Below are 23,558 nucleotides of genomic sequence, written 5' to 3'. Positions count from 1 at the left end.
TTTATAAAAACCACATCCCTCACTCAGGCGGCGTTGCGGATCTTGTGCAGCGAGTCCGCGACCCGCTTGCCGAATGCATCCACCGGCCCCTGCAGGTTGCCGAGAAAATGCGGATAGATCAGCCACAAATCCATCACCGGCTTGAAATCCTTGAGCGGCATGACCGCCAGCTGCTCACGGTGAGCGCTGCGCTCCAGCAAAGGCCGCGGCACCAGCCCCAGGCCCAAACCGTCGGCCACCAGCCCCAATTGCAATTCGGTGCCGAAGGTTTCCAGGTTCACCCGCAATGCCAACCCCTGATCGGACAAGGTGCGCTGCAAGCCGGCGCGGAAACCGCAGCCATCCGGGTTCAGAATCCAGCCGTTCTGGTACACATCGGCCAACTTGCATGGCTTCTTCGGCAACTGCGCCTTGGCACACACCACCACCAACTCCATCTTGCCGATGGACTCACCGACGATGTTGTCCGGGAAAATCTTGCCCGCCGGGAACAGCGCCACCGCCGCGTCCAGCTCACCGCGCTCGATCTTGCCGACCAGTTGGCTGCCCCAACCCGTGGCGACCTGGGTGCGCAGGTCGGCGTATTCGGTGCGCAGGTGCTTGAGCGCATCGAGCAGCACCACATCGCCAATGGTCTGCGGCACACCCAGGCGCAATACGCCAGTGGGCGGCGCGTCGGTGGCCACCAGTTCGCGCAGGGCATCCATTTCACGCAGGATCAGCCGGCATTGTTCATAAACGCGCGTACCGATCAGCGTAGGCTTGAGGGGCTTGGTGTTGCGGTCGAACAACTCCACGCCCAGCGCCTGCTCGAAGTTCTGCACACGGCGGGTAATGGCCGGCTGGGTCAGTTGCAACGACTCGGCGGCATGGCTGATGGACTGGCAACGAATCACTTCGACAAAGGCATCGATATCGTCAATTTTCATTTGGGCCGCACATAGAGAACAGTCATTAAGATGTGTGCGAAGCATAGTTGCAGGAACGCTGCATGGATAGTCCACGCTGTGATCGATAACGTCTAACGCTATGCAGACCGGTTCTAAATTACCTAAAGCTATAAGCTAATCATTAAAAAATAGCATATTAACCATAAACATTATGCTTATATAAACCCATCACACCCTCCCCGTTAAAGCAGCGATGGAAGTGCCATGACCCAGGCCCGACACCCCGAGAGACTCAGAGCCTTTATAGGCGCCCTGGCGGAATTGATCGACGGCAATCCACGCGAAGGCGACCTGCTGCACCGTGGCGGCAAGCTCTTGGCGCAACTGGTCAGCCACGATGACTGGCTGCCCGACGAATACGCCCAACCCGACCCCGCGCGTTACCAGCAATTTCTGCTGCATGCCGATTCGCGCCAGCGCTTTTGCATCGTCAGCTTTGTGTGGGGGCCGGGGCAAAGTACGCCGATTCATGACCACCGGGTGTGGGGCTTGATCGGCATGCTGCGCGGCTCGGAATTTTCCCAGGGCTTTGAACGCGCACCCGACGGCCGCCTCGTTGCCGAGGGCAAGCCGATTCAGTTGGTGCCGGGTCAGGTCGAGGCCGTGTCGCCCAAGGTCGGCGATATCCATCAGGTCAGCAATGCCCACAGCGACCAGGTGTCGATCAGCATTCATGTGTACGGCGCCAATATCGGTGCGGTACGCCGCGCGGTGTATCAGCCCGACGGCAGCGAGAAACTGTTTATCTCCGGTTATTCCAACGCCTACCTCCCGAACATCTGGGATGTGTCCAAAGAAAAGAGCCCTGCCCTATGACCACCGTATCGAACCGCAGCTTCGCCCAAATCCGTCAGGCCCTGTTGGACCGTGAAGAAGTCGCCCTGGTCGATGTGCGCGAAGAAGCACCGTTTGCCGAGTCGCACCCGCTGTTCGCTGCAAATATCCCGCTGTCCAAACTGGAGCTTGAGGTGTACGCGCGCATTCCGCGCCGCGATACCCAGGTCACCGTCTACGACAACGGTGAAGGGCTGGCGCAGCGAGCAGCCGAGCGCCTGGTTGCGCTGGGCTACACCCAGGTCGGCCTGCTTGAAGGTGGGTTGGACGGTTGGCGCAAGGCCGGTGGTGAGCTGTTTATCGACGTCAATGTGCCGAGCAAGGCGTTTGGCGAGCTGGTGGAGAGCGAGCGCCATACGCCGTCCCTGGCCGCCGAAGAAGTCCAGGCCCTGCTCGACAACCAAGCCGACGTGGTGGTGCTCGACGCGCGTCGCTTCGACGAATACCAGACCATGAGCATCCCCACCGGCATCAGCGTGCCCGGTGCCGAGCTGGTGCTGCGCGCCCGTGAACTGGCGCCGGACCCGTCCACACGCATCATCGTCAACTGCGCCGGGCGCACGCGCAGCATTATTGGCACTCAATCGTTGATCAATTCTGGCATCGCCAACCCGGTGTCGGCGCTGCGTAACGGCACCATCGGCTGGACGCTGGCCGGGCAAAAACTCGCCCACGGCCAGTCGCGGCGCTTTGCGCCAACCCGCGAAGAACACCGCCAGATCGCCGCCCGGGACGCGCGCCGCGTGGCCGATAAAGCTCGCGTCGGCCGCGCCACCCTGGCTGACCTGCAACGCTGGCAGCAGGAACCGAACCGCACCACGTACCTGTTCGATGTGCGCACCCCGGAAGAATTCGAAGCCGGCCACCTGCCCGGCGCACGCTCCACACCGGGCGGCCAGCTGGTGCAGGAAACCGATCACGTCGCCAGCGTGCGCGGTGCGCGCCTGGTGCTGGCGGATGACGACGGCGTGCGTGCCAATATGTCCGCCTCCTGGCTCGCGCAACTGGGCTGGGAAGTGCATGTGCTCGACGACCTGCAAACAGCGCACTTCAGCGAAACCGGTGCCTGGGTAGCCCCCGTACCGGCGCCGCAGCAAGCCGAGTTGATCAGCCCGCACACCCTGGCGCAGTGGCTCGCCCACGGCGACACGGCGGTGCTGGATTTCACCCCGAGCGTCAATTACGTCAAGCGCCACATCCCCGGCGCCCACTGGGCACTGCGGGCGCAATTGCCCGAAGCGCTGACCAAAGTGCCGCGTGCCGAACGTTATGTGCTGACCTGCGGCACCAGCCAGCTGGCGCGCCTGGCCGTGGCCGAAGTCGAGGCGCTGACCGGCAAGCCGGTGTTCCTGCTGCAAGGCGGCACCACCCACTGGATCGCCGAGCAACTGCCGCTGGAAACTGGTGAAACCCACCTGGCTTCACCGCGTATCGACCGCTACCGCCGACCGTACGAAGGCACCGACAGCCCCAAGGAAGCCATGCAGGCGTACCTGGATTGGGAGTTTGGCCTGGTCGACCAGCTGGCCCGCGACGGCACCCATGGTTTCTATGTGATCTGAGCCACCTTCACGCCTGCCCCGGACCGGGGCAGGCCGCACCGACCCCTTTCCAGGCGGAGGTAACCCACACCTTTTCGAACTGTCTGGAATCTACCGCTCATGACCTTTACCCCTGCGTTCAAACGCCTGCTGCTGGGCACCGCCCTCGCCTTTGGCCTGCTCAGCACCGCCCAGGCCGCCGACCTGCAACCGCTGCGTGTGGCCAATCAGAAATCCACCATCAAGGCCCTGCTGGAAGCCTCGGGCGAAACCCAAAACGTCCCCTACACCCTCCAATGGTCGGAATTCCCCTCCGCCTCGCCGTTGGGCGAAGCCCTGAATGCCGGCGCCGTGGATGTCGGTGCGCTTGGTGATGCGCCGTATGTGTTCGCTCTGGGCGCCGGCGCCTCGCTCAAAGTGGTCAGCATCATCCACGCCGAAGGGCGCAACACCACCGCCCTGGTGGTGCCCAAGGATTCACCGATCAAGACGGTGGCCGACCTCAAGGGCAAGAAAATCGTCACCGGGCGCGGTTCCATCGGCCACTACCTGGCGATCAAGGCCCTGGCCAGCGCGGGGCTGACCACCAAGGATGTGCAATTCATTTTCCTGCTGCCCGCCGAATCGCGGCTGGTGCTCGATAACGGCACCGTCGACGCCTGGGCCACGTGGGACCCGTACACCACGGTGGTCACCTCACAAAGCCAGGCCAGGGTGCTGGTCAGCGGCAACCAGCTGCTGAGCAACCACCTGTATTTTGCGGCCACCAACCAGGCCATCAGCGAAAAACGCGCGCAACTGGACGACTTTGTCGCCCGCGTCGATCGCGCTTATGCGTGGGCCAATGCGCACCCCAATGAATACGCTGCCGCCCAATCGAAAATCACCGGCCTGCCGTTGGCGGTGCACGTCGAGGTGGCCAAAGACACTCATCTAAGCCCCGTGGTAATCGACGACAGCGTGATCAGCGGCCTGCAAGCCACGGCCGACACCTATCAGAAGGAAGGCCTGCTGCCCAAGCACATCGACGTGTCGCAGGGTTTCGACAAGAGCTTTAACGCCGAGCGTTTTCCCACTTCCCAAGCATCGCGCTAAGCAAGGAGCGACACATGAGCAAGCCAGATCAATTGCAGCCACGCCATTTGAAACTAGGCGCCATGGTGCACGGCGTCGGTCACGGCTGGGGCGAATGGCGTCACCCGCAGGCGCAACCGAATGCCAGCACGAATTTTACTTTCTACAAGCAGCAGACTGAGTTGGCCGAAGGCGCCAAATTCGATTTCGTGTTCATCGCCGACAGCCTGCATATCCACGCCAAATCCAGCCCGCATTACCTCAATCGCTTCGAGCCATTGACGATTCTCTCGGCCCTCGCCGCGCTGACCACGAACATCGGCCTGGTCGCCACGGTGACGGTCAGCTACACCGAGCCTTATCAGGTGGCACGTCAGTTTGCGTCCCTGGACCACATCAGCGGCGGCCGCGCCGGTTGGAACGTGGTCACCTCATGGCTCAGCGGTACCGCCGACAACTTCGGCAAGGCCGAGCACCCACCGCATGCCGTGCGCTACCGCATCGCCAAGGAGCACTTGAACGTGGTCAAGGGCCTGTGGGATTCCTGGGAGGACGACGCCTTTGCCTACAACAAGCAAAGCGGCGAGTTTTTTACCCCGCAAAAGCTGCATGCGCTGAACCACACAGGCGAGTTTTTCTCGGTCAAAGGCCCGCTCAACATCGCGCGTTCGCGCCAGGGCCAGCCGGCGATTTTCCAGGCCGGCACCTCGGAAGATGGGCGCAACTTTGCGGCGCAAAACGCCGATGCGATTTTCGTGCACGTCGAGAACATTGAAGAAGGCAAAGCCTACAGCGCCGATTTGAAGCGCCGCGCCAAAGGCTTCGGGCGTGACGCCAGTAGCCTGTCGATCCTGCCGGGCATCCGCCCGATTGTCGGGCGTGACGCCGCCGAGGTGGAAAGCCGCTATCAGCAGGCCGTGGACCTGGTCACCGTGGAAGATGCGATTGTCGCCCTCGGCCGCCCGTTCAACGACCACGACTTCAGCCAATACCCGCTGGACGACCCCTTCCCGGAACTCGGCGACCTGGGCGCCAACAGCCAGAAAGGCGGCTCCGAGCGCATCAAGCAACTGGCCAGGGACGAAGGCCTGACCCTGCGCGAAGTGGCCCTGCGTTTCTCGCGGCCCAAACGCGATTTTGTCGGTACCCCGGAGCAAGTCGCCGATGCGATCCAGACCTGGTTCGAAACCGGCGCCAGCGATGGTTTCATCATCAACTCGGTGCTGCCGGATGGCTTGCAGTACTTCACCGAGCTGGTGGTGCCGGTGCTGCAACAGCGCGGCCTGTTCCGTAACGAATACACCGGCCACACCCTGCGCGACAACCTTGGCCTGGACGTGCCGGCCAACCGTTACAGCGTCGCCACCGAGGTCGAAAAGCAACAGGAGGCGCTGGCATGAGCGAGTCCCTGAACCGTCAGTTAGCTGAGCTGCATGCCGAACGTGTGGCCACCTGGGCGCCGGCGGCGTTGCAGGTGGTGGAGCGCGTGTTGGGCCAACAGCCTGTGCGCATCGCTATCTGAAATCACACCGATTCAATGTGGGAGCTGGCTTGCCTGCGATCGCGGTGTTTCAGCCACCAACACTGTCAGCCTGGAATGGCTATCGCAGGCAAGCCAGCTCCCACAGGTATCGGCGTACACCTATCGAACAGAGTGAAGCAACCATGAGCCACTTTTCCCAACCGTCCTTACGCTCCGTGGAAGTCGCCAACTTCGAAGCCCTGCTCGAACGCCTCAGCGCCGAGCTGGCGAGCACTGCGCACCTGTACGACGCCAGCGGCGCCTTCCCCCACGATAATTTCACGCTGTTGCATGACCACGGCCTGGTCGCCCTCACCGTGCCCAAGGCCTTGGGCGGCGGCGGTGCCAGCTTGCCCCAGGCGCGCAAGGCGATCAGCGCGATTGCCAAGGGCGAGCCCTCCACCGCGCTGATCCTGGTGATGCAGTACCTGCAACACACGCGCTTGCAAGACAGCAAGACCTGGCCCCAGCACTTGCGCGTGCAAGTCGCCGAAGACGCAGTGCGCAACGGCGCGCTGATCAACGCCTTGCGCGTCGAACCCGACCTTGGCACCCCGGCGCGTGGCGGACTGCCGGCGACCACCGCCGTGCGCACCGCCGAGGGCTGGCGCATCAGTGGGCGCAAGATTTACTCCACCGGCAGCCATGGCCTGAGCTGGTTCAGCGTATGGGCGCGCAGCGATGACGCCGACCCGCTGGTGGGCGCCTGGCTGGTGCCTAAAGACAGCCCCGGCGTGAGCATCATCGACACCTGGGATCACTTGGGCATGCGCGCCACCTGCAGCCATGAAGTGCTGCTCGACAACGTGCTGGTGCCGCTGGACCACGCCGTCAGCGTGAGCCCCTGGAGCGCACCGCAGCCAGAGCTGGATGGCGATGGTTTCCTGTGGATGTCGGTGTTGCTGTCCTCGGTGTATGACGCCGTGGCCCAGGCCGCACGGGACTGGCTGGTGCAATGGCTGGAGGAGCGCAAGCCATCCAATCTGGGCGCAGCGCTGTCGACCTTGCCGCGTTTTCAGGAAACCGTCGGCCATATCGACACGCTGCTGTTTGCCAACCGCAGCCTGCTGGATGCCGCCGCTGAAGGCCACACACCGGCCGCGAATGCCGCGCAGTTGAAGTACCTGGTGACCGGCAACGCGATCCGCGCCGTCGAGTTGGCCATCGAAGCCTCGGGCAACCCGGGCCTGTCACGCCACAGCCCGCTGCAACGCCATTACCGCGACGTGCTGTGCAGCCGCGTGCATACCCCACAAAACGACGCCGTGCTGCAAGGCGTCGGCAAAGCTGTGTTCGCCCAACGTGGCCCAAAATGAATAAGGAACGCTCATGAGTCAGGTGATTATTGCCAGCCAGCTGGACGAAGATTACAACGCGGTAATCCGCGAACGCCTCGCCTCGATTCATCCCGAAGCCCAGGTGATCGGCGTGCCTGTTGGTGTGCCGAGTGACTTGCCGCCCCAGGCCAATATCCTCTTGCTGCGCCCGATCAACGTGCGCGGCTACACCGCGCCGGACACCCCGCCGCCGGGCTGGCCGTATGGCGCGCAGTGGGTGCATCTGGTCTCCTCGGGCATCGACTTCTACCCGCAGTGGCTGTTCAAAGGCCCACCGGTGACCACCTCGCGTGGCAGCGCCGCCGATAACCTCGCCGAGTTCGCCCTGGCGGCGATCTTTGCCGCGTCCAAGCGTTTGCCGGCTATCTGGGTGAAGGATGCCCAGTGGAATTTCACGCCATTGCGTCCGCTCAAGGGCACGACCCTGGGTATTCTCGGCTTTGGCGCGATTGGTAAAAGCCTTGCGCAAAAGGCGTTGGCACTCGGCATCAACGTGGTTGCGTTGCGTCAAAGCCATGCCTCTTTTGACGTGGACGGCGTCGAAGCCGCGCGGGATACCCACGACCTGTTCGCCCGTGCCGACCATCTGGTACTGGCGGCGCCGCTGACCGAGAGCACGCGGCATATCGTCAACCGCGATGTGCTCGGCAGCGCCAAGCCGGGGTTGCACCTGATCAACATCGCGCGCGGTGGTTTGCTTGATCAGGAGGCGTTGTTGGAAGCGCTGGACAACGGGCAGATCGGCCTGGCGTCGCTGGACGTGACCGAGCCGGAACCGCTGCCGGATGGGCATCCGTTGTACAGCCATCCACGGGTGAGGCTGTCACCGCATACCTCGGCGATTTCGACCAACAGCCAAGAGGAGATTGCCGATACGTTTCTGGCGAATCTGCAGCGGTATGTGCAGGGCTCGACGCTGGCCAACCTTGTCGATCTCTGAGCCGAACCACAATCAAAATGTGGGAGCTGGCTTGCCTGCGATAGCGGTGGTTCAGTTGGCATAGTTTCAACTGATACATCGCTATCGCAGGCAAGCCAGCTCCCACATTTGATCTTCACCGGGTTCTGGAATGATTTAGCAACCACCCGCCAGGCGCTCGCGCAAGAATTCCACCAGCGCCTGCACGGGCCTGGAGCTCTGCCGGTGCTGCGGGTAAACGGCTGACAAGGTCAGCGCTTCAGGGGCGAAGTCTTCCAGAAGCGTGACCAAGCGCCCGTCCTTCAACGCCTCAGCCACGATAAACGTCGGCAGGTAAGTAACACCCAACCCGGCAATGGCCGTGTCGCGCAACAACTCGCCGTTGTTCACGCGCATGCGGCCGCTGACATTCACCGACTGCAGCTTGCCCTTGGTCTGGAAGCGCCATTGCACCTGGCGGCCGTGGCCGTAGGGCAGGCAATCGTGGTCGGTCAGGTCGTCGGGCTTGAGCGGCGTGCCGCGCAGGGCCAGGTACTCGGGGCTGGCGCAATACACCCGCTCGACGCTGGCGATACGTCGCGCGATCAAGGTCGAGTCTTCAAGGGTGCCGATGCGCAACACCAGGTCGTAGCCTTCACCGATCAGGTCAACAGGGCGGTCGCTGAGGTCGACTTCCACCGACACGTGCGGGTAGCGCTGCAGAAATGACGGCAACAGGCAGCCCAGGTGAGCCATGGCAAACGACAGCGGCGCACTCAGGCGTAGCGTGCCGCGCGGCTCGCTGTTCTGGCCAGCGATGCCCTGCTCCACTTGCTCGACGTCACTGAGCAGGCGCAAGGCGGATTCGTAATAACTCTGGCCCAGCGGCGTGACGTCCAGGCGGCGCGTGGAACGGTTGAGCAGGCGCACGCCCAGGCGCTCTTCCAGCTGAATCAGGCGGCGGCTGACAAATTGCTTGGACAGGCCCAGTTGCTCGGCGGCGGCGGTGAAGCTGCCAGACTCCATGACCTGACAGAACAGGCGCATGTCTTCGAAGGGGTTCATTGTCGCTTCTCGGTGGACATTTTGCTGTTTTATAACCGGTCAGTCATGGCACCACAAATCAAATGTGGGAGCCGGGCAAGCCGGCTCCCACAGGGTTCAGCGGTGTGCTGTCTGTCGGGTTACTTGGCAGTAAACGCCGAGTAGCTGTTCATCAGGTTGCGGTAGTTGGGGATGCGCGGCGACAGCAGGTTGGCCAGGCCTTCCATGTCGTTGCGCCAGTCGATCTGCAGCTCGCAGGCCACCGCGAACCAGTTCACCAGGTGCGCGCCCGCTGCGCTCATGCGCGCCCACGACGCACGTTGCACGGCCTCGTTGAACGTCCCGGAAGCGTCGGTCACCACAAACACCTCGAAGCCTTCAGCCAGCGCGGCCAGGGTCGGGAACGTCACGCAGACGTCGGTCACCACACCGGCGATGATCAATTGCTTGCGGCCGGTGGCCTTGACGGCCTTGACGAAATCTTCGTTATCCCAGGCGTTAATCTGGCCAGGACGCGGGATGTACGGCGCGTCCGGGAACAGTTCTTTCAGCTCCGGCACCAGTGGGCCATTGGGGCCGGTTTCAAAGCTGGTGGTGAGGATGGTCGGCAGCTTGAAGAACTTGGCCACATCCGCCAGCGCCAGCACGTTGTTCTTGAATTCGTTGGGCGAGAAATCCTGCACCAGCGAGATCAAGCCGGTCTGGTGGTCCACCAACAGCACCACGGCGTCGTCTTTGTTCAAGCGTTTGTAAGTCATGGGATAGCTCCTGTTTTTGATTGAGAGGGGGAGTTTTAGAAGGCAAAGCACGAGCAGCCAAACGCGCCCCAGAAACCCTGGAAGTCGCTGACCGGCACACTGGAAAGGCGCGCTTTTTCATGGCCATGGGCATGCACGCCACACGGGCCGCTGCATTGATGGACCTGGGCTTGTAACGGTGAGCTTGGGCGCCAGTGCCCCGGCACCTTGACCACCGGCGACCAGTCCGGCAGCACCGGCACGCGTGGCGGTGCGAAATCGTCGAAGTCGCCGGCGCCGTACACCACCTTGCCGCCGACCACGGTCAGCACCGACTCAATCCACTTGATGGCTTCTTCATCGACACTGAAAAAGTCCGCCGACAGCGCGGCAACGTCCGCCAACTGGCCGACCTTAATCTGGCCTTTCTTGCCCTGCTCCGACGAGAACCAGGCACTGCCGTGGGTGAACAGCTCCAACGCGGTGAGGCGCGGCAGGCCTTCGGCGTGCAGTTCCAGGCCGCCGACGGTGCGGCCGCTGACCATCCAATACAACGAGGTCCACGGGTTATAGCTCGACACCCGCGTGGCATCGGTGCCCGCCCCGACCGGCACGCCTTCAGCCAACATACGCTTGATCGGCGGCGTGGCTTCGGCCGCTTTGGCGCCGTAACGCTCGACAAAATATTCGCCCTGGAACGCCATGCGATCCTGGATCGCGATACCGCCGCCAAGAGCACGCACGCGCTCGATGTTGTGCGGGGTGATGGTTTCGGCGTGGTCGAAAAACCACGGCAGGCCATTGAACGGAATGTCGCGGTTGACCTTCTCGAACACGTCGAGCATGCGCGAGATGGATTCGTTGTAAGTGGCATGCAAGCGGAACGGCCAGCGCTGCTCGACCAAATGCCGCACCACCGGTTCCAGTTCCTGCTCCATGCTCAGCGGCAGGTCGGGGCGCGGTTCGAGGAAATCCTCGAAGTCCGCCGCCGAAAACACCAGCATCTCGCCGGCGCCGTTGTGGCGCAGGTAGTCATCGCCCTGGTGCAGGGTGACGCTGCCGGTCCAGTGCTTGAAGTCGCTGAGTTCTTCCTTGGGCTTTTGGGTGAACAGGTTGTAGGCGATGCGCACCGTCAGTTGTTCGTCCTTGGCCAGTTGCTCGATCACCGCGTAGTCATCGGGATAGTTCTGGAAACCACCGCCGGCATCAATGGCGCTGGTGAGACCCAGGCGATTGAGTTCACGCATGAACTGGCGGGTCGAGTTGACCTGATATTCCAGTGGCAATTTCGGGCCCTTGGCCAGGGTTGCATACAGAATCATCGCGTTGGGCCGCGCCACCAGCATGCCAGTGGGGTTGCCGTTGCTGTCACGCACGATCTCGCCACCCGGTGGGTTCGGCGTGTCTTTGGTATAGCCGGCCACCCGCAGGGCAGCGCGGTTGAGCAAGGCACGGTCGTACAGGTGCAGCACGAACACTGGCGTGTCCGGCGCGGCCTGGTTCAGCTCTTCCAGGGTCGGCATGCGTTTTTCGGCGAACTGGAATTCATTCCAGCCACCGACCACGCGCACCCACTGCGGCGTGGGCGTGCGGTCCGCCTGATCCTTGAGCATGCGCAGCGCATCGGCCAGGGACGGCACGCCTTCCCAGCGCAGTTCGAGGTTGTAGTTCAGCCCGCCACGGATCAGGTGCAGGTGCGAGTCGTTGAGGCCGGGGATGACGGTGCGGCCCTTGAGGTCGATGACCTGCGTGGCACTGCCACGTAACGCCATGGCTTGGGCGTCGGTGCCGACCGCGACGAAGCGGCCCTGGTGAATAGCAACGGCGGTGGCGCGCGGGTTTTCACGGTCCACGGTGTGGAACTGGCCATTGAACAGAATCAGATCGGCGTTCATAGGGTTTCCTTTACAGAGGCTTCAAGCCAGGGAGCGAACAGGCGGGTGGCGGCCGGCATCAGCAGGTAGACCACCAGCAGCACGATGGTCAGGGTGACCAGGAAGGTGGCGACCACGTAGTTGGAGAGGAACGGATGCAGGCGCAACACCGGGGCCCAGATGATCGGGATCAGCAGGGTCAGCGGCAGGATGACAAACAAGGTCACCACGGCTTGTTTCCAGCGCGGTGGTTTGGCGGCGCTGTCGGCCAGGGGGGCGAACCAGAATTCGTTGACGGCACCGATTTCGGTGTTGTCGCCATCGGCGAGCATGGGCGTGGCTTCGTTGATCAGGGCTTGGCGCTCGGGGGAGCCGAGCCAGCGTTCGAGGTCGTCGGTGGAGCGGTAGCGCAGGACGCAGGTGAACAGCGCCAGGCGGTTTTGTTTGCTGCGCACGACGTCGACGCCGAGGTGGCCAGGGCGTTCGCCGGCGATGCGCACGATGCGCCGGAGCCAGGCTTCATAGTCGGCTTCGCGGCCGGGTTTGATCAGGTGTTTGACGACCAGGGTGACGACTTCGTCGGGGCTGGTTTTGGGTGTTGGGTCCATGGTTCTGATTCCCCCCTGGAGGGTTGTGCGATGGGGGGAGTTTGGGGGGCATTGGGGGGGTTGGAATTGGATGTATGTGCTGTTTGACGTGGCGGCCTTGGGGGCAGGTTTTTATGGAGTACATATCCGTTATTTGAGTAACGGCCGCTATGGGTTCCGCTTTTACAGCGGGTCACTTTTGAAAAGAGCCCAAAAGTAACCAAAAGGCTCTTGCCCCACCACTCGGCACCTCGCCTAGGCTCGGTGTGCCCTCACGCAGTCTTGAATCCGTGGGCCGCCGCGACGGGCCATCCATGGCCCAACGCGGCTAACCCGGCGTCCTGCCGGGTTACCCACGGATTCAAGCCTGCGTGAGGCCAGCGTGGTTTAACGGGGCGCCTAAGATCAAAGTCAAAAGCAGATCAAGATCAAAAGCAGAGCACGGCGGCCTAGTAGCCGACCTGAGTGGTTAGATCAAAAGCGAAAGCGAGGCGGCCTGACAGCCGACCTGATTCTGGAAGCTGAACTCAATTCAATGTGGGAGCTGGCTTGCCTGCGATGGCATCAACTGGTTATGCCTGATACACCGAGTTGTCTGCATCGCAGGCAAGCCAGCTCCCACAGAAAAGCAAAGCAAAGCAGTGCGGTGCTGGCGGCTGAACTCGGTGAAATTGTGGGAGCGGGCTTGCTCGCGAAGGCGGTGTGCCAGTGACACATGGGCTGACTGAACCACCGCATTCGCGGGCAAGCCCGCTCCCACATTTGGAGCTCTGTGCATCAGGTAGATGAGTGTTGTTTGTACTCGGTCAAAGGTGGGAGCTGGCTTGCCTGCGATGGTATCGACTGTCTGTCACTGATACACCGAGGCGCCTGCATCGCAGGCAAGCCAGCTCTCACAGAAAAGCAAAGCAGTGCGGTGCTGGCAGTTGAACTCGGTGAAATTGTGGGAGCGGGCTTGCTCGCGAAGGCGGTGTGCCAGTGACACAAGAGCTGACTGACCCACCGCATTCGCGAGCAAGCCCGCTCCCACATTTGGATCTCTGTGCATCAGGTAGATGAGTGTTGATTGTACTCGGTCAAAGGTGGGAGCTGGCTTGCCTGCGATGGCATCAACCCGGTGTACCTGATGGACCGCGGTGCCTGCATCGCAGGCAAGCCAGCTCCCACAGAAAAGCAATAGCAGTGCGGTGCTGGCGGGCTGCACTCGGTGAAATTGTGGGAACGGGCTTGCTCGCGAAGGCGGTGTGCCAGTGACACATGGGCTGACTGAACCACCGCATTCGCGGGCAAGCCCGCTCCCACATTTGGAGCTCAGTGCATCAGGTAGAGGTGTGTTGATCTGCTGTTGCCCTGCTTTTGCTTCTACCACTCAGGTCGGCTTTCAGGCCGCCGTGCTTTTGCTTTTGATCTTGCTTTTGATCTGACAGGCCCCGTCAACCACGCTGGCCGAACGCAGGCTTGAATCCGTGGGTAACCCGGCAGGACGCCGGGTTAGCCGCGTTGGGCCATGGATGGCCCGTCGCGGCGGCCCACGGATTCAAGCCGGAGTGAGGGCACACCGAGCCCAGGCGAGGTGCCGAGTGGTGGGGCAAAGACCTTTTGGTTACTTTTGGGGCGTTTGCCAAAAGTGACCCGCTGTAAGAGCGGAACCGCCAGTGGCCGTTACCGCAGCAACGGATATACACCCACCCCAACCCCCCACCTGGTCGGCCCAGAGGCCGCCACGCCTAAACCGCCCGCGACATATGCTCACTGATACGCGACCGCAGCCACCGCTCCGCCGGGTCATTATCATGCACCCCACTCCACACCATCGACAACTCCGCCGCTTCAATCTCAAACGGCGGATCCTGCGCCCGCAACACCGTCCCCTCAGTCAACGCACAGGCCGCATAATCCGGCACCGTCGCAATAATCCGCGTGCCCGCCAACAACGCCCGCAACCCACTGAACTGCGGCACCGCCAACACCACCCGGCGCGCCCGGCCAATCCGCGCCAGGTCCAGGTCGATATTGCCGCTCAAATCCCCCGAAAACGACACCATCGCATGCGGCCGCTCACAGTAATCATCCAGGGTCAGCGGCGCCTCCCCGTCATCCCCCCGCAGCACCTTGCACGGAATATCGCGCAGCTTCTTGCGCTTGGCATTCGCCGGCAATTCCGTGGTGTAACTCACCCCCACCGAAATCTCCCCACTGGCCAACAACGCCGACATCAACAGGTAGTTGGCCCGACGCACCACCACGATAATCCCCGGCGCCTCCTCACGCAGTTGACTGAGCAACGGCGGAAACAACCCGAATTCCGCATCATCCGACAAACCAATACGAAACACCGCGCAGCTGGTGGAAGGGTCGAAATCCTTGGCGCGGCTGACCGCGCCGGAAATGGTGTCCATGGCCGGTTGCAACTCCTTGAGTATCGCCAGCGCCCGTGGCGTGGGCTCCATGCCCCGCCCATTGCGCAACAGCAGCGGGTCGTCGAACAAATCCCGCAAGCGCCCAAGCGCCGCACTCACCGCCGGTTGGCCCATAAAGAGCTTCTCGGCCACCCGGGTCAGGTTCTTCTCGAACATCAATGCTTCGAAAATCACCAGCAGGTTCATGTCGACGCGGCGTAAGTCGTTGCGGTTCATGGCGGCTTCCAAACGGTTTTCAGGCCGCCAGATAAGCAGATACCGCCATGCGGCGATTGCACGCCTGTGCTGTCTTTTCCGCGCCATGACCTGGCGAAATTAACAACGATTAACTCGTCAGCCAGACGGTCCGGCGCCAAAAATGAAGCGGTCTACACTGGATCCATTCACCGGGAACGCTCCCATCGACTACGGATATTTGTCATGGCCCGACTTGAGTACTGTGCTCCGCGCTTCTCCGCGACCGGCGGCCTATGCCCCCGACGCGAGCGCATTGCCAAACAACTGATCCTTGCCAACCTCGGCGAAAGCCTGGCAATTGCCGACCTGGCGCAGGCGTGCGCGCTGTCGCGCAGCCACTTCTCCCGCGCCTTCAAGTGCACCACCGGGCTGTCGCCGCAGGAGTGGATTCGCCAACAGCGTATCCAACGGGCCAAGGAACTGATCACCGGCTCTTCCTTGAGCCTCACGCAAATCAGCCTGGAATGCGGGTTTTGCGACCAGGCGCACTTCTGCCATATGTTCACGCGCAGCGAAGGCGTCAACCCGATGACCTGGCGAAACCACCACTTGCGTCACAAGCCGCACGTGATTGCGGCCTAGTGGTCTGTACGCACCTGGAATATGCTGGCCAAACCCTTTTTCCCGAGCATGGGCCACCATGAGTGACCTCAGCGACCAGGCCGTGCATTTCGGCCCCTACCGCATCCACCCGCGCCAACGCCTGGTGCTGGAGGCCGGTCGCCCGTTGCGACTGGGACGGCGTGCGGTGGAGATTCTGCTGATCCTGCTGGAGCAGGCCGGCAATGTGGTGAGCAAGCAGGAACTGATCGCGCGGGTCTGGCCGAAAACGGTGGTGGAAGACGGCAACCTGCGGGTGCACATGGCGGCGTTGCGCAAGGCACTGGGCGACGGCCAGGCCGGCCAGCGCTACATCGTCACCGTGGCCCAGCGCGGCTACAGTTTTGTTGCGCCACTGAGCATCGAACCCATGACGATTCCTGCCGACGGCCCGCCCCACAGCCAGGGCCATAACCTGCCACTGCGGCGCACGCGCATGATCGGTCGCCAGGCGCTGATCGATGCGCTGGTGCAGCAACTGCCGCAGCAACGCTTTATCACCCTGACCGGCGCAGGCGGCATCGGCAAGACCACCGTGGCGCTACGCGTGGCCGAGTTGCTGATCGGGCATTACCGCGACGGCATTCGTCTGCTGGACCTGGCACCGCTGAGCGCGCCGTCGATGATCCTGCCCAACCTCGCCGCGCTGCTCGACCTCACGCCCCAAGCACATGAGCCGCTGCTGACCTTCGCCCGCAGCCTGCACGCGCGTCAGCTGTTGCTGGTGATCGACAATTGCGAACACTTGCTCGACGACATCGCCCTGATCAGCGAAACCCTGCTGCGCCACGCGCCCCACGTGCACATCCTGGCCACCAGCCGCGAAGCGCTGCGCGCCGAAGGCGAATACGTGCAGCGCCTCGAACCGCTGGCCTGCCCGCCCGCCTCCGGCAACCGTGCCCAGGCCCTCGGCTACCCGGCGTTGCAGCTGCTGATCGAACGCGCCATGTCCCATCAAGACCGTTTTGAACTCAGCGAAGCGCAACTGCCGCTGGCCATTGATATCTGCCAGCGCCTGGACGGCATTCCCCTGGCGATCGAATTGGTGGCGGCGCAGATCCAGCGCTTCGGCCTGCCGGGGCTGCTGGTGCAAATGGAAGACAACTTTCGCCTGCTGGTGCGTGGCCGGCGCAGCGCCCTGCCCCGCCAGCAAACCCTGCGCGCCACGCTGGACTGGAGTTTCGAGCTGCTGACGGCCTGCGAGCAGATTTGCCTGCGGCGCCTGGCCGTGTTTCGTGGCGGGTTCAGCCTGGCCAGCGCAGCGGCGGTGATCGCCGGGGAGCGCATCGCGCCGAACGAGGTGCTGGGCTCGATCACCCAGTTGGTGGCCAAGTCGCTGCTCAACGTCGAGGCTGGCGATGACGATGTGGTCTATCGCCTGCTCGACATCACCCGCACCTACGCGCTGGAAAAACTCAGCGTGGCCGCGGAGCTTGAGGCCACCCGCGAGCGCCACGCGGCGCGCTGCCTGGCGCTGATGGAACAGGCCCGGGAGGACTGGGAACTGATCGCGACCCAGGTGTGGATCAGGCGCTATGCCCCGCTGCGCGAAGACATTCGCGCCGCCCTCGATTGGTGCTTGGGCGAGGTGGGTGCGCACCTGTTGGGTATTCGCCTTACGGTCAGTGCGATGCCGTTGTGGCAGGAACTGTCGCTGCTGCACGAGCACGGGCTGTACGTGGGCAAGGCCCTGGCGCAGTCAACCGCGCCGAGCCAGCGCCTGCAGATGGAATTGCAGCTGGCGCTGGGCAGTTTTTCCTACCACGCCCAGGGCAGCACGCCACAGACCATTCAAGCCTTTGCCGGCGCACTGCGCCTGGCACAAGCGAGCAACGAGCTCACCGGCCAGCTACGGGCAGTGTCGGGCCACATGGCGGTCAATTTGTGCAGCGGCAACTACCGTGAGGCGTTGGCACAGAGCCTGCATTTCGATCAGCTCGGCCCACAATCCGAGCCCTTGCTGGACCTCAGCGCCCAGCGCCTGCGGGTGCTGGCGCAGCACTTTGCCGGCAACCAGGCACTGGCGCTGCACAACGCCGAACAAGTGATGCAGCGCATGGCCCACAGCGGCCATCTCAATCGGTTTACCCATGGCTTTGGCGTGCAATACGACCAGAGTGTGGCGTCGTTGACGATGCTTGCGCGCATCCTGTGGCTGCGCGGTTTTGCAGAGCGTGCCTGGCGTACCGCCAACCAGGCGCTGGAGCTGGCGCTGCAGATCAACCACGGCACCTCGATCTGCTACACGCTGGCCCTGGCCGGCGTGGTGATCGCCCGCTACAACGGCGATAGCGCTGCGGCGCGCTCGTTGCTCGACCTGTTGCTGCAACAGGCACAAAAACACTCGGTGCAGTTGTTTCACACCTGGGCGCAGCACTACGCGGGCACGGCGCCGCAGGCGGATTTGCAAGGGTTGGGCCTGGTCCGGGACACACTGGTGACGTTCAACGCCATCGACGTAGATGATGAAGTGTTTGAGCGCGCCAGAAGTGGCGCGGCCGGTTGGTGCAGCGCCGAGATTCTGCGCGTGCGGGCCGAGGCGTTACCTGACCTTCACGCGCGCGAAACGCTGCTGCTGGAGGCGCTGGCCCTGGCGCATCAGCAAGGCGCGCTGGCCTGGGAGTTACGCAGCGCAATGTCGCTGGCAAGCCTATGGCAACGCCAAGGACGGCGGCAGGCGGCGCGCGACCTGTTGAACACTCTCTACAAGCAATTCAACGAAGGCTTTGCCACCCACGACCTAGTCTGCGTACGCCGCCTGCTCGACGAGTTGCAGGACAAACGGCCGGCCTGAACGGGAGCCCAGGTAATGCCCGTAACCCTTTTGCAATTGCGCGACTTGCAGCGGGTCGCGCAGTAGCGCCAGGGCGTAGCTGCGCACGCTGTTGAGCAGGCGGTAACGCGCAGGGCCGGGGCCCGGCTCCACTGCCAGCATCGAGGTGGCCGCCAGACGCGACAGCAGGTAGGACAGGTCGGCGTGTTCCAGCTCGGTGCCTGCCACCAGCTCGCTCAAGCGCGGCAAGGTCACGGCCATTTTGAACAGCGCCAACTGCAGGAACAGCCAGCGCTGCGGCAGGCTCAGGCGCTGATACGACCAGTCGAGTGCCGCGATCAGGGATTGGTGCCGTTCCACTGCCGTGCGCCGGCCGCGCGTCAACACCTGCAAGCCTCTTTGCAACTGCTCGTGCACACCCCGTATGCCCAGGGCATCGACCTGGGCCGCCGCCAGTTCCAGGGCCAGGGGAATACCGTCGAGGCGCCGGCAGATGTCGCGCAGTGGCGCCAAATCCTGGGCACGCAGCACAAAACCCTGCTGACCAGCACGCACCCGTGCGACAAATAACTGGACCGCCGCGGCGGCCATCGCCTGCTCGACACCGCGCCAGGCCGAGGGCATCGGCAGCGCCAGCCTGGGCACGTGTTGCACCCATTCGCCGGGCACCTGCAAGGCTTCACGACTGGTCAACACCACCGTCACCTGCGGCGCGTGTGCCTGCAGCGTGCGCACCAGGTGGCGGCAGGCGCCGAGCAACACATCGGCGCCGTCGAGTACCAGTAACAGCTGGCGCAGCGCCAACTGCTCGGCCAATACGTTGGCGCTGCCACAGGGCTGCAGGTTCAGCGTGGCGGCCAGATGAGGCAGCAGGTGGGTCGGCCCTTGCACCGTTGCCAGATCCACCCAGCACACGCCGTCGCGATAACGCGGCAACACGCGTTCAGCCAGGGCCAGAGCCACCGTGCTCTTGCCCACGCCAGCGCAGCCGGTGAGCATGATCAGCCGTTGGCTGTACAAGCGCCGCACCAATGCGCCCAACAGCTCATCACGGCCCAGCACCGGGCTGAGTCGCACGGCCAGATTGTGCCAGGGCAACGCCGATGCGGCGCTGGCCGGCGCAACAAAGCAGTAGCCACGCAAGGGTTCATTGAGGATATAGCGCTGCCCGTCCAGCGCACGGCGCAGGGCCGCGATGTGCACGCGCAGGTTGTTCTCTTCCACCACGCTGCTCGGCCAGACCCGGGCAATCAGCGTGTCTTTGCGCACAAATTGCCCAGGTGTCTCCAGCAGTACCGCGAGGATATCCAGCGCACGCCCACCCAGCGGCACCGGCAGGCCGGCCTTGCTGACCAGGCGCTGTTGGCGGTGAAAGGTGTAGGGGCCAAAGCTGACTGCGTGTGGGTTGTGCATGCGGGTCAAAGCGCTGGAACACCCGGCCTTGGGCGTTTGCGCATCCTTTTCCATGGGCCTGTGGCTATCTTGCCAGCTCGCCATGACAGGACAATGCTGGCACGGGGAGCGCCACGGCCAATCAGGTGCGCGAAACAGACATCCTGTCGCTAACTGAACTGTTGTCGGTATTGCGTAGGGTTCAGGCCGAGCTTTTCACTGAACAGAAAACGCATGTGCCGCACGCTGCCAAACCCGGCGCGAAACGCCACGGTCTTGAGTGGCAGGTCGGTGGTTTCCAGCAACTGCCGGGCGCGGTCGATGCGCGCGCCTTGCAGGAACGCCATGGGCGTCATCTGCACCTCCTTGGCAAACAGCCGCGTGAAGTGCCGCGCGCTCATGCCCGCCAGCGCGGCCATTGAGTCGATGGTAAAGGGCTGGTCCAGCTGCGCCAGCACCTGGTTCTGCACACGGGTGATCGCCGTTTCCAACGGCGCCACAGCTGCCGTCATCGGGCTGAACTGGGCCTGGCCGCCCTGGCGTTTCATCACCACCAGCAATACTTTGGCCACGTCCACCGCCACCTGTTTGCCATGGTCCTGGGCGACGACCGACAGCGCCAGGTCGATACCGGCGGTCACCCCGCCGGAGGTGATCAAGCGTCCATCCTGCAAATAAATATGATCGGTCTCGACGATAGCCTTGGGGAAGCCCTTGATCAGCCGTTCGGTGTAATGCCAGTGGGTGGTCACGCGGTGGCCGTCGAGCAGCCCGGCATGCCCCAGCACAAAGGCGCCGGTGCAGATCGAGCCAAAGCGTCGCGCCCTGGGTGCGGCGGCCTTGAGCCAGGGCAGCAGCGCAGGATGGCATTCGTTATAGGCACCGGGGCCGCCCGGCACCAGCAACAGGTCATAGGCGTCGTGGGCCTGCTCCAGTAACAGGTCGGGTTGCACCTGCACACCATTGGAGGCGCGCAGCGGGCCAGGCTCGGTGCCAATGGTCAGGATCTGATAGTGAGCGTTCGCCGGCAGGTAGCGATTGGCGATGGAAAACACTTCGAGTGGACCGGCCATATCGAGCAGCAAAAAGTCCGGAAACAGCGCCATGGCCACGGTTTTCATGCAGAGAAAGTCCATCGAGAGGGAAGTCGAGGCGACATTATGGCACGCCTTTTACTGTCAACCTCAGAGAGACAGTTATTCAAATTTCAGCTTCTTAATGAATTTCACGCTAACCATTAACCTTCTTCTCAACGCAAGAGCCCTGCATGACGCAGCCCGCTCTCACTTGAGGACAAGACCATGCTGACACTTCGCAAAGCTTCGGACCGCGGCGCCGCCAATCACGGTTGGTTGAAGTCGTTTCACACCTTCTCGTTCGCCAATTACTGGAACCCGGCCGAGCAGGGTTTTTCTGACCTGCTGGTGATCAACGATGACCGCGTCGCCGCCGGCAAAGGCTTCGGCCAGCACCCGCACCGCGATATGGAAATTTTTTCCTATGTGCTCGAAGGCGCCCTGGAACACAAGGACACCCTGGGCACCGGCTCGGTGATTCGCCCTGGCGATGTGCAGTTGATGAGCGCCGGCAGCGGCGTGGCGCACAGTGAGTTCAACCATAGCCAACGCCAGGGCGTGCACTTCCTGCAGATTTGGATCGTGCCGAATGTGGTCGGCGCCGAGCCGCGCTATCAACAGGAGCACTTCAGCGAGGCGCAGAAACGTGGGCGCTTGCAATTGATCATCTCGCCGGAAGGTGCCGAGGGTTCGCTGAATGTGCGCCAGGATGCGCGGGTGTATGCCGGGCTGTTCGACGGCGACGAAGCCGCGACGCTGGACGTGCCGCCGGATCGCCATGTGTACATCCACGTGGCCCGAGGCAGTGTTGAAGTCAACGGCCAGCGCTTGCAGGAAGGCGACGGCGCCCGCGTGCGGGATGAACGGCAGATCAGCCTGGGCCACGGCGAAGATGCCGAGGTGCTGGTGTTCGACCTGCGCCCTCAGGAACGGCCGCAGATGCCTTGACCGTCACCGCGATGACCCGCCCCAAAACGGGTCATCGCTGGCGTCGATAGTCACCATCAGCTCAATGAAGTTCTCTTAAAAAAACCAACGCGTAACATCAAACCCATGCCAAACGGCACCCAACTAGAACACTCGGAGCACACCACCATGAAACGCCAACTCTTGCTTAGCCTCGCTTTCTCGGTACTTGCTGCAAACGCTTTTGCTCACCCGGTTGTCGCTGAAGGCGGCGCGGATCGCCTGCAAGGTAACTCCGTAGCCGAAGGCGGTTCTGACCGTCTGCTGGACCGTCGTGTTGCTGAAGGTGGCGCGGATCGTCTGCAGGAACGTGGTCTGGCTGAAGGCGGTGCGGATCGCTTGCAGGAACGCGGTCTGGCTGAAGGCGGTGCTGATCGCTTGCAGGAACGCGGTCTGGCTGAAGGCGGTGCGGATCGCTTGCAGGAACGCGGTCTGGCCGAAGGCGGTGCGGATCGCTTGCAGGAACGTGGCCTGGCTGAAGGCGGTGCTGATCGTTTGCAGGAACGTGGCCTGGCTGAAGGCGGTGCGGATCGTCTGCAAGGGCACAACGCGTAACCCCGCACTGTTTGCGGGGCACCCCAAACCGGCCTGATCAGCCGGTTTTTTTTCGCCTGCGGTTAACGCAGGTCGCGGTCCACCCACAGTACCGCCTTGCCGATCTGCTGCCGCGCCTCGATACGGGCATGGACCTGCTGCACCGTCTCCAGGCTGTAATGCCCTTCAATGTCCACCGTCAGCGTGCCTTCCAGCATCGCCGCGAACACAGCGTTGGCACGCCGTTGCACGGTCGCGCTATCGGTCATGTGGTCAGCCAGCCGTGGACGCGTCAAGAACAACGAGCCCGCCTCCCCCAGCTCCATCGGGTCCAGGTCTGTCAGCGAGCCCGAGACATTGCCGTAGTTGACGATCAAACCGCGCGTGCGACAGGCGCGAAAACTCTCACGCAAGGTGTTTTTGCCGACGCAATCAAACACCACATCCACCCCTCGCCCGCCCGTGGCTTGCAGCACCTGATCGGCAAATCGCTCATAGGTCCAGGCTTGAAGGGCGCCCTGCTGCAAGGCAATCGCACATTTCTCGACGCTGCTGGCGGTGGTCAATACCGTTGCCCCCAACCGACGCGCCATCTGCACCAGCAATTGGCCGATGCTGCCGGACGCGGCATGAACCAGGCAGGTACTGCCCGCCTGCAAACGCGCTACATCGTCAATCAGGTAGTGCGCGGTGCAGCCCTGAAACATCGCCGCAGCGGCCTGATCGAAACCGATTGCGTTCGGGATCTGCGCAATTTTCTCGACAGGCACATTCGCATACTCGGCATACGCACCCCAGGCGATGCACCAGGCCACGCGGTCGCCCACAGCCAAGTGGCTGACGCCCGGACCGACTTCGGCCACCACACCGGCGCCTTCCATGCCCAGGGTGCACGGCAGGCGCACCGGGTACGTCGAAGAGTGTGCGTATTTGCCCTGGCGGGTATGAATGTCCATGAAATTGATCCCGGCGCAGGCCACCTTGACCAGCACATGCCCCGGCGTGACCTGGGGTTTTTCAACGTCGTGGCGCAATTGGGCGACTTCGGGACCGCCGTAGGCTTGCAGGGTGATGGCTTTCATCGGGAAACAACTCCGTTTGCACTGGGGAGCGGCCATGGTAAAAGGACACGCTCGGTAGGAATATTCCCCAACCCTTCCTA

At 62.9% G+C, this 23,558-nt stretch carries 20 protein-coding genes; 11 read left to right on the top strand and 9 right to left on the bottom strand.

Annotation, left to right across the window (positions count from 1 at the left end):
• Positions 1-23: 23 nt before the first annotated feature.
• The gene (locus ABWL43_RS11425; protein ID WP_404487719.1) at positions 24-929 is read right to left on the bottom strand and encodes a LysR family transcriptional regulator; all 906 of its coding nucleotides are present in this window, start codon (positions 927-929) and stop codon (positions 24-26) included.
• 225 nt (positions 930-1,154) lie between these two features.
• On the opposite strand from ABWL43_RS11425, the gene ABWL43_RS11420 reads away from it, so the two are divergent.
• From ABWL43_RS11420 to ABWL43_RS11390, 7 genes are all read left to right on the top strand, one after another.
• Complete coding sequence (locus ABWL43_RS11420; RefSeq protein ID WP_262207699.1) at positions 1,155-1,766, top strand: cysteine dioxygenase; 612 nt, start codon at positions 1,155-1,157, stop codon at positions 1,764-1,766.
• Positions 1,763-3,346, top strand: coding sequence for a rhodanese-related sulfurtransferase (locus ABWL43_RS11415; RefSeq protein ID WP_404487717.1), 1,584 nt, complete (start codon positions 1,763-1,765; stop codon positions 3,344-3,346). The genes ABWL43_RS11420 and ABWL43_RS11415 overlap by 4 nt, the downstream gene beginning before the upstream one ends.
• A gap of 99 nt (positions 3,347-3,445) precedes the next feature.
• Complete coding sequence (locus tag ABWL43_RS11410) at positions 3,446-4,420, top strand: ABC transporter substrate-binding protein (RefSeq protein WP_404487716.1); 975 nt, start codon at positions 3,446-3,448, stop codon at positions 4,418-4,420.
• Positions 4,421-4,434: 14 nt separating this feature from the next.
• A complete protein-coding gene (locus ABWL43_RS11405) occupies positions 4,435-5,799 on the top strand; it encodes an LLM class flavin-dependent oxidoreductase (protein ID WP_404487715.1) in 1,365 nt (454 codons plus the stop codon).
• Positions 5,796-5,921, top strand: a complete 126-nt coding sequence (locus tag ABWL43_RS11400; protein ID WP_256676539.1) for a hypothetical protein — start codon at positions 5,796-5,798, stop codon at positions 5,919-5,921. The genes ABWL43_RS11405 and ABWL43_RS11400 overlap by 4 nt, the downstream gene beginning before the upstream one ends.
• A 143-nt stretch (positions 5,922-6,064) precedes the next feature.
• Positions 6,065-7,237 carry an acyl-CoA dehydrogenase family protein gene (locus ABWL43_RS11395; RefSeq protein WP_404487713.1) on the top strand — a complete coding sequence of 391 codons (1,173 nt, stop codon included), beginning with the start codon at positions 6,065-6,067 and terminating at the stop codon, positions 7,235-7,237.
• A 13-nt stretch (positions 7,238-7,250) separates the two neighbouring features.
• Positions 7,251-8,198 carry a D-isomer specific 2-hydroxyacid dehydrogenase family protein gene (locus tag ABWL43_RS11390; RefSeq protein ID WP_404487712.1) on the top strand — a complete coding sequence of 316 codons (948 nt, stop codon included), beginning with the start codon at positions 7,251-7,253 and terminating at the stop codon, positions 8,196-8,198.
• Between the two features lie 135 nt (positions 8,199-8,333).
• Here ABWL43_RS11390 and ABWL43_RS11385 read toward each other — a convergent pair whose 3' ends face one another.
• The 5 genes from ABWL43_RS11385 to ABWL43_RS11365 all read right to left on the bottom strand — a co-directional run bounded on the left by ABWL43_RS11385 (position 8,334) and on the right by ABWL43_RS11365 (position 15,034).
• Entirely contained in the window at positions 8,334-9,221 is an 888-nt protein-coding gene (locus tag ABWL43_RS11385; RefSeq protein ID WP_145166220.1) for a LysR family transcriptional regulator, read from the bottom strand.
• Positions 9,222-9,340: 119 nt separating this feature from the next.
• The gene (gene ycaC, locus ABWL43_RS11380; protein WP_145166221.1) at positions 9,341-9,958 is read right to left on the bottom strand and encodes an isochorismate family cysteine hydrolase YcaC; all 618 of its coding nucleotides are present in this window, start codon (positions 9,956-9,958) and stop codon (positions 9,341-9,343) included.
• A 35-nt stretch (positions 9,959-9,993) separates the two neighbouring features.
• Positions 9,994-11,832 carry an amidohydrolase gene (locus tag ABWL43_RS11375; RefSeq protein WP_404487711.1) on the bottom strand — a complete coding sequence of 613 codons (1,839 nt, stop codon included), beginning with the start codon at positions 11,830-11,832 and terminating at the stop codon, positions 9,994-9,996.
• A complete protein-coding gene (locus ABWL43_RS11370; RefSeq protein WP_145166223.1) occupies positions 11,829-12,419 on the bottom strand; it encodes an antibiotic biosynthesis monooxygenase in 591 nt (196 codons plus the stop codon). The genes ABWL43_RS11375 and ABWL43_RS11370 overlap by 4 nt, the downstream gene beginning before the upstream one ends.
• Positions 12,420-14,125: 1,706 nt before the next feature.
• Positions 14,126-15,034, bottom strand: coding sequence for a LysR family transcriptional regulator (locus tag ABWL43_RS11365; protein ID WP_106580719.1), 909 nt, complete (start codon positions 15,032-15,034; stop codon positions 14,126-14,128).
• 204 nt (positions 15,035-15,238) lie between these two features.
• On the opposite strand from ABWL43_RS11365, the gene ABWL43_RS11360 reads away from it, so the two are divergent.
• Positions 15,239-15,637 carry a helix-turn-helix domain-containing protein gene (locus ABWL43_RS11360; protein WP_145163655.1) on the top strand — a complete coding sequence of 133 codons (399 nt, stop codon included), beginning with the start codon at positions 15,239-15,241 and terminating at the stop codon, positions 15,635-15,637.
• A gap of 58 nt (positions 15,638-15,695) precedes the next feature.
• Positions 15,696-18,449: an ATP-binding protein gene (locus ABWL43_RS11355; protein WP_404487710.1), complete on the top strand. Its 2,754-nt coding sequence runs from the start codon at positions 15,696-15,698 to the stop codon at positions 18,447-18,449.
• Here the strand turns inward: ABWL43_RS11355 and ABWL43_RS11350 are convergent.
• Both ABWL43_RS11350 and ABWL43_RS11345 read right to left on the bottom strand, forming a co-directional pair.
• Positions 18,396-19,895 (bottom strand): ATP-binding protein, encoded by a 1,500-nt coding sequence (locus ABWL43_RS11350; RefSeq protein WP_404487709.1) that lies wholly within the window; start codon positions 19,893-19,895, stop codon positions 18,396-18,398. The two genes, ABWL43_RS11355 and ABWL43_RS11350, sit on opposite strands and share 54 nt — an antisense overlap.
• Positions 19,896-19,990: 95 nt before the next feature.
• Positions 19,991-20,941 (bottom strand): GlxA family transcriptional regulator, encoded by a 951-nt coding sequence (locus tag ABWL43_RS11345; RefSeq protein WP_404487708.1) that lies wholly within the window; start codon positions 20,939-20,941, stop codon positions 19,991-19,993.
• Between the two features lie 180 nt (positions 20,942-21,121).
• Here ABWL43_RS11345 and ABWL43_RS11340 point away from each other — a divergent pair, with 180 nt between their 5' ends.
• Both ABWL43_RS11340 and ABWL43_RS11335 read left to right on the top strand, forming a co-directional pair.
• The gene (locus ABWL43_RS11340) at positions 21,122-21,844 is read left to right on the top strand and encodes a pirin family protein (protein WP_404487707.1); all 723 of its coding nucleotides are present in this window, start codon (positions 21,122-21,124) and stop codon (positions 21,842-21,844) included.
• Positions 21,845-21,991: 147 nt separating this feature from the next.
• The gene (locus ABWL43_RS11335; RefSeq protein ID WP_214248621.1) at positions 21,992-22,417 is read left to right on the top strand and encodes a hypothetical protein; all 426 of its coding nucleotides are present in this window, start codon (positions 21,992-21,994) and stop codon (positions 22,415-22,417) included.
• 62 nt (positions 22,418-22,479) lie between these two features.
• Here the strand turns inward: ABWL43_RS11335 and ABWL43_RS11330 are convergent, their stop codons facing one another.
• Positions 22,480-23,478 (bottom strand): quinone oxidoreductase family protein, encoded by a 999-nt coding sequence (locus ABWL43_RS11330; protein ID WP_404487705.1) that lies wholly within the window; start codon positions 23,476-23,478, stop codon positions 22,480-22,482.
• Positions 23,479-23,558 lie beyond the last annotated feature (80 nt).

Source organism: Pseudomonas sp. HT11 (assembly GCF_044875395.1).
Classification (GTDB): domain Bacteria; phylum Pseudomonadota; class Gammaproteobacteria; order Pseudomonadales; family Pseudomonadaceae; genus Aquipseudomonas.
This window is presented reverse-complemented; position numbering and strand designations above follow the sequence as displayed.

What these genes read in the sequence shown, in the direction of transcription:
- ABWL43_RS11370 (WP_145166223.1), bottom strand. Translation starts at nt 12,419, where the DNA reads ATGGACCCAACACCCAAAACCAGCCCCGACGAAGTCGTCACCCTGGTC.
- ABWL43_RS11360 (WP_145163655.1), top strand. Translation starts at nt 15,239, where the DNA reads ATGGCCCGACTTGAGTACTGTGCTCCGCGCTTCTCCGCGACCGGCGGC.
- ABWL43_RS11425 (WP_404487719.1), bottom strand. Translation starts at nt 929, where the DNA reads ATGAAAATTGACGATATCGATGCCTTTGTCGAAGTGATTCGTTGCCAG.
- ABWL43_RS11365 (WP_106580719.1), bottom strand. Translation starts at nt 15,034, where the DNA reads ATGAACCGCAACGACTTACGCCGCGTCGACATGAACCTGCTGGTGATT.
- ABWL43_RS11355 (WP_404487710.1), top strand. Translation starts at nt 15,696, where the DNA reads ATGAGTGACCTCAGCGACCAGGCCGTGCATTTCGGCCCCTACCGCATC.
- ABWL43_RS11340 (WP_404487707.1), top strand. Translation starts at nt 21,122, where the DNA reads ATGCTGACACTTCGCAAAGCTTCGGACCGCGGCGCCGCCAATCACGGT.
- ABWL43_RS11400 (WP_256676539.1), top strand. Translation starts at nt 5,796, where the DNA reads ATGAGCGAGTCCCTGAACCGTCAGTTAGCTGAGCTGCATGCCGAACGT.
- ycaC (WP_145166221.1), bottom strand. Translation starts at nt 9,958, where the DNA reads ATGACTTACAAACGCTTGAACAAAGACGACGCCGTGGTGCTGTTGGTG.
- ABWL43_RS11420 (WP_262207699.1), top strand. Translation starts at nt 1,155, where the DNA reads ATGACCCAGGCCCGACACCCCGAGAGACTCAGAGCCTTTATAGGCGCC.
- ABWL43_RS11345 (WP_404487708.1), bottom strand. Translation starts at nt 20,941, where the DNA reads ATGAAAACCGTGGCCATGGCGCTGTTTCCGGACTTTTTGCTGCTCGAT.
- ABWL43_RS11415 (WP_404487717.1), top strand. Translation starts at nt 1,763, where the DNA reads ATGACCACCGTATCGAACCGCAGCTTCGCCCAAATCCGTCAGGCCCTG.
- ABWL43_RS11385 (WP_145166220.1), bottom strand. Translation starts at nt 9,221, where the DNA reads ATGAACCCCTTCGAAGACATGCGCCTGTTCTGTCAGGTCATGGAGTCT.
- ABWL43_RS11405 (WP_404487715.1), top strand. Translation starts at nt 4,435, where the DNA reads ATGAGCAAGCCAGATCAATTGCAGCCACGCCATTTGAAACTAGGCGCC.
- ABWL43_RS11375 (WP_404487711.1), bottom strand. Translation starts at nt 11,832, where the DNA reads ATGAACGCCGATCTGATTCTGTTCAATGGCCAGTTCCACACCGTGGAC.
- ABWL43_RS11350 (WP_404487709.1), bottom strand. Translation starts at nt 19,895, where the DNA reads ATGGAAAAGGATGCGCAAACGCCCAAGGCCGGGTGTTCCAGCGCTTTG.
- ABWL43_RS11395 (WP_404487713.1), top strand. Translation starts at nt 6,065, where the DNA reads ATGAGCCACTTTTCCCAACCGTCCTTACGCTCCGTGGAAGTCGCCAAC.
- ABWL43_RS11390 (WP_404487712.1), top strand. Translation starts at nt 7,251, where the DNA reads ATGAGTCAGGTGATTATTGCCAGCCAGCTGGACGAAGATTACAACGCG.
- ABWL43_RS11335 (WP_214248621.1), top strand. Translation starts at nt 21,992, where the DNA reads ATGAAACGCCAACTCTTGCTTAGCCTCGCTTTCTCGGTACTTGCTGCA.
- ABWL43_RS11410 (WP_404487716.1), top strand. Translation starts at nt 3,446, where the DNA reads ATGACCTTTACCCCTGCGTTCAAACGCCTGCTGCTGGGCACCGCCCTC.
- ABWL43_RS11330 (WP_404487705.1), bottom strand. Translation starts at nt 23,478, where the DNA reads ATGAAAGCCATCACCCTGCAAGCCTACGGCGGTCCCGAAGTCGCCCAA.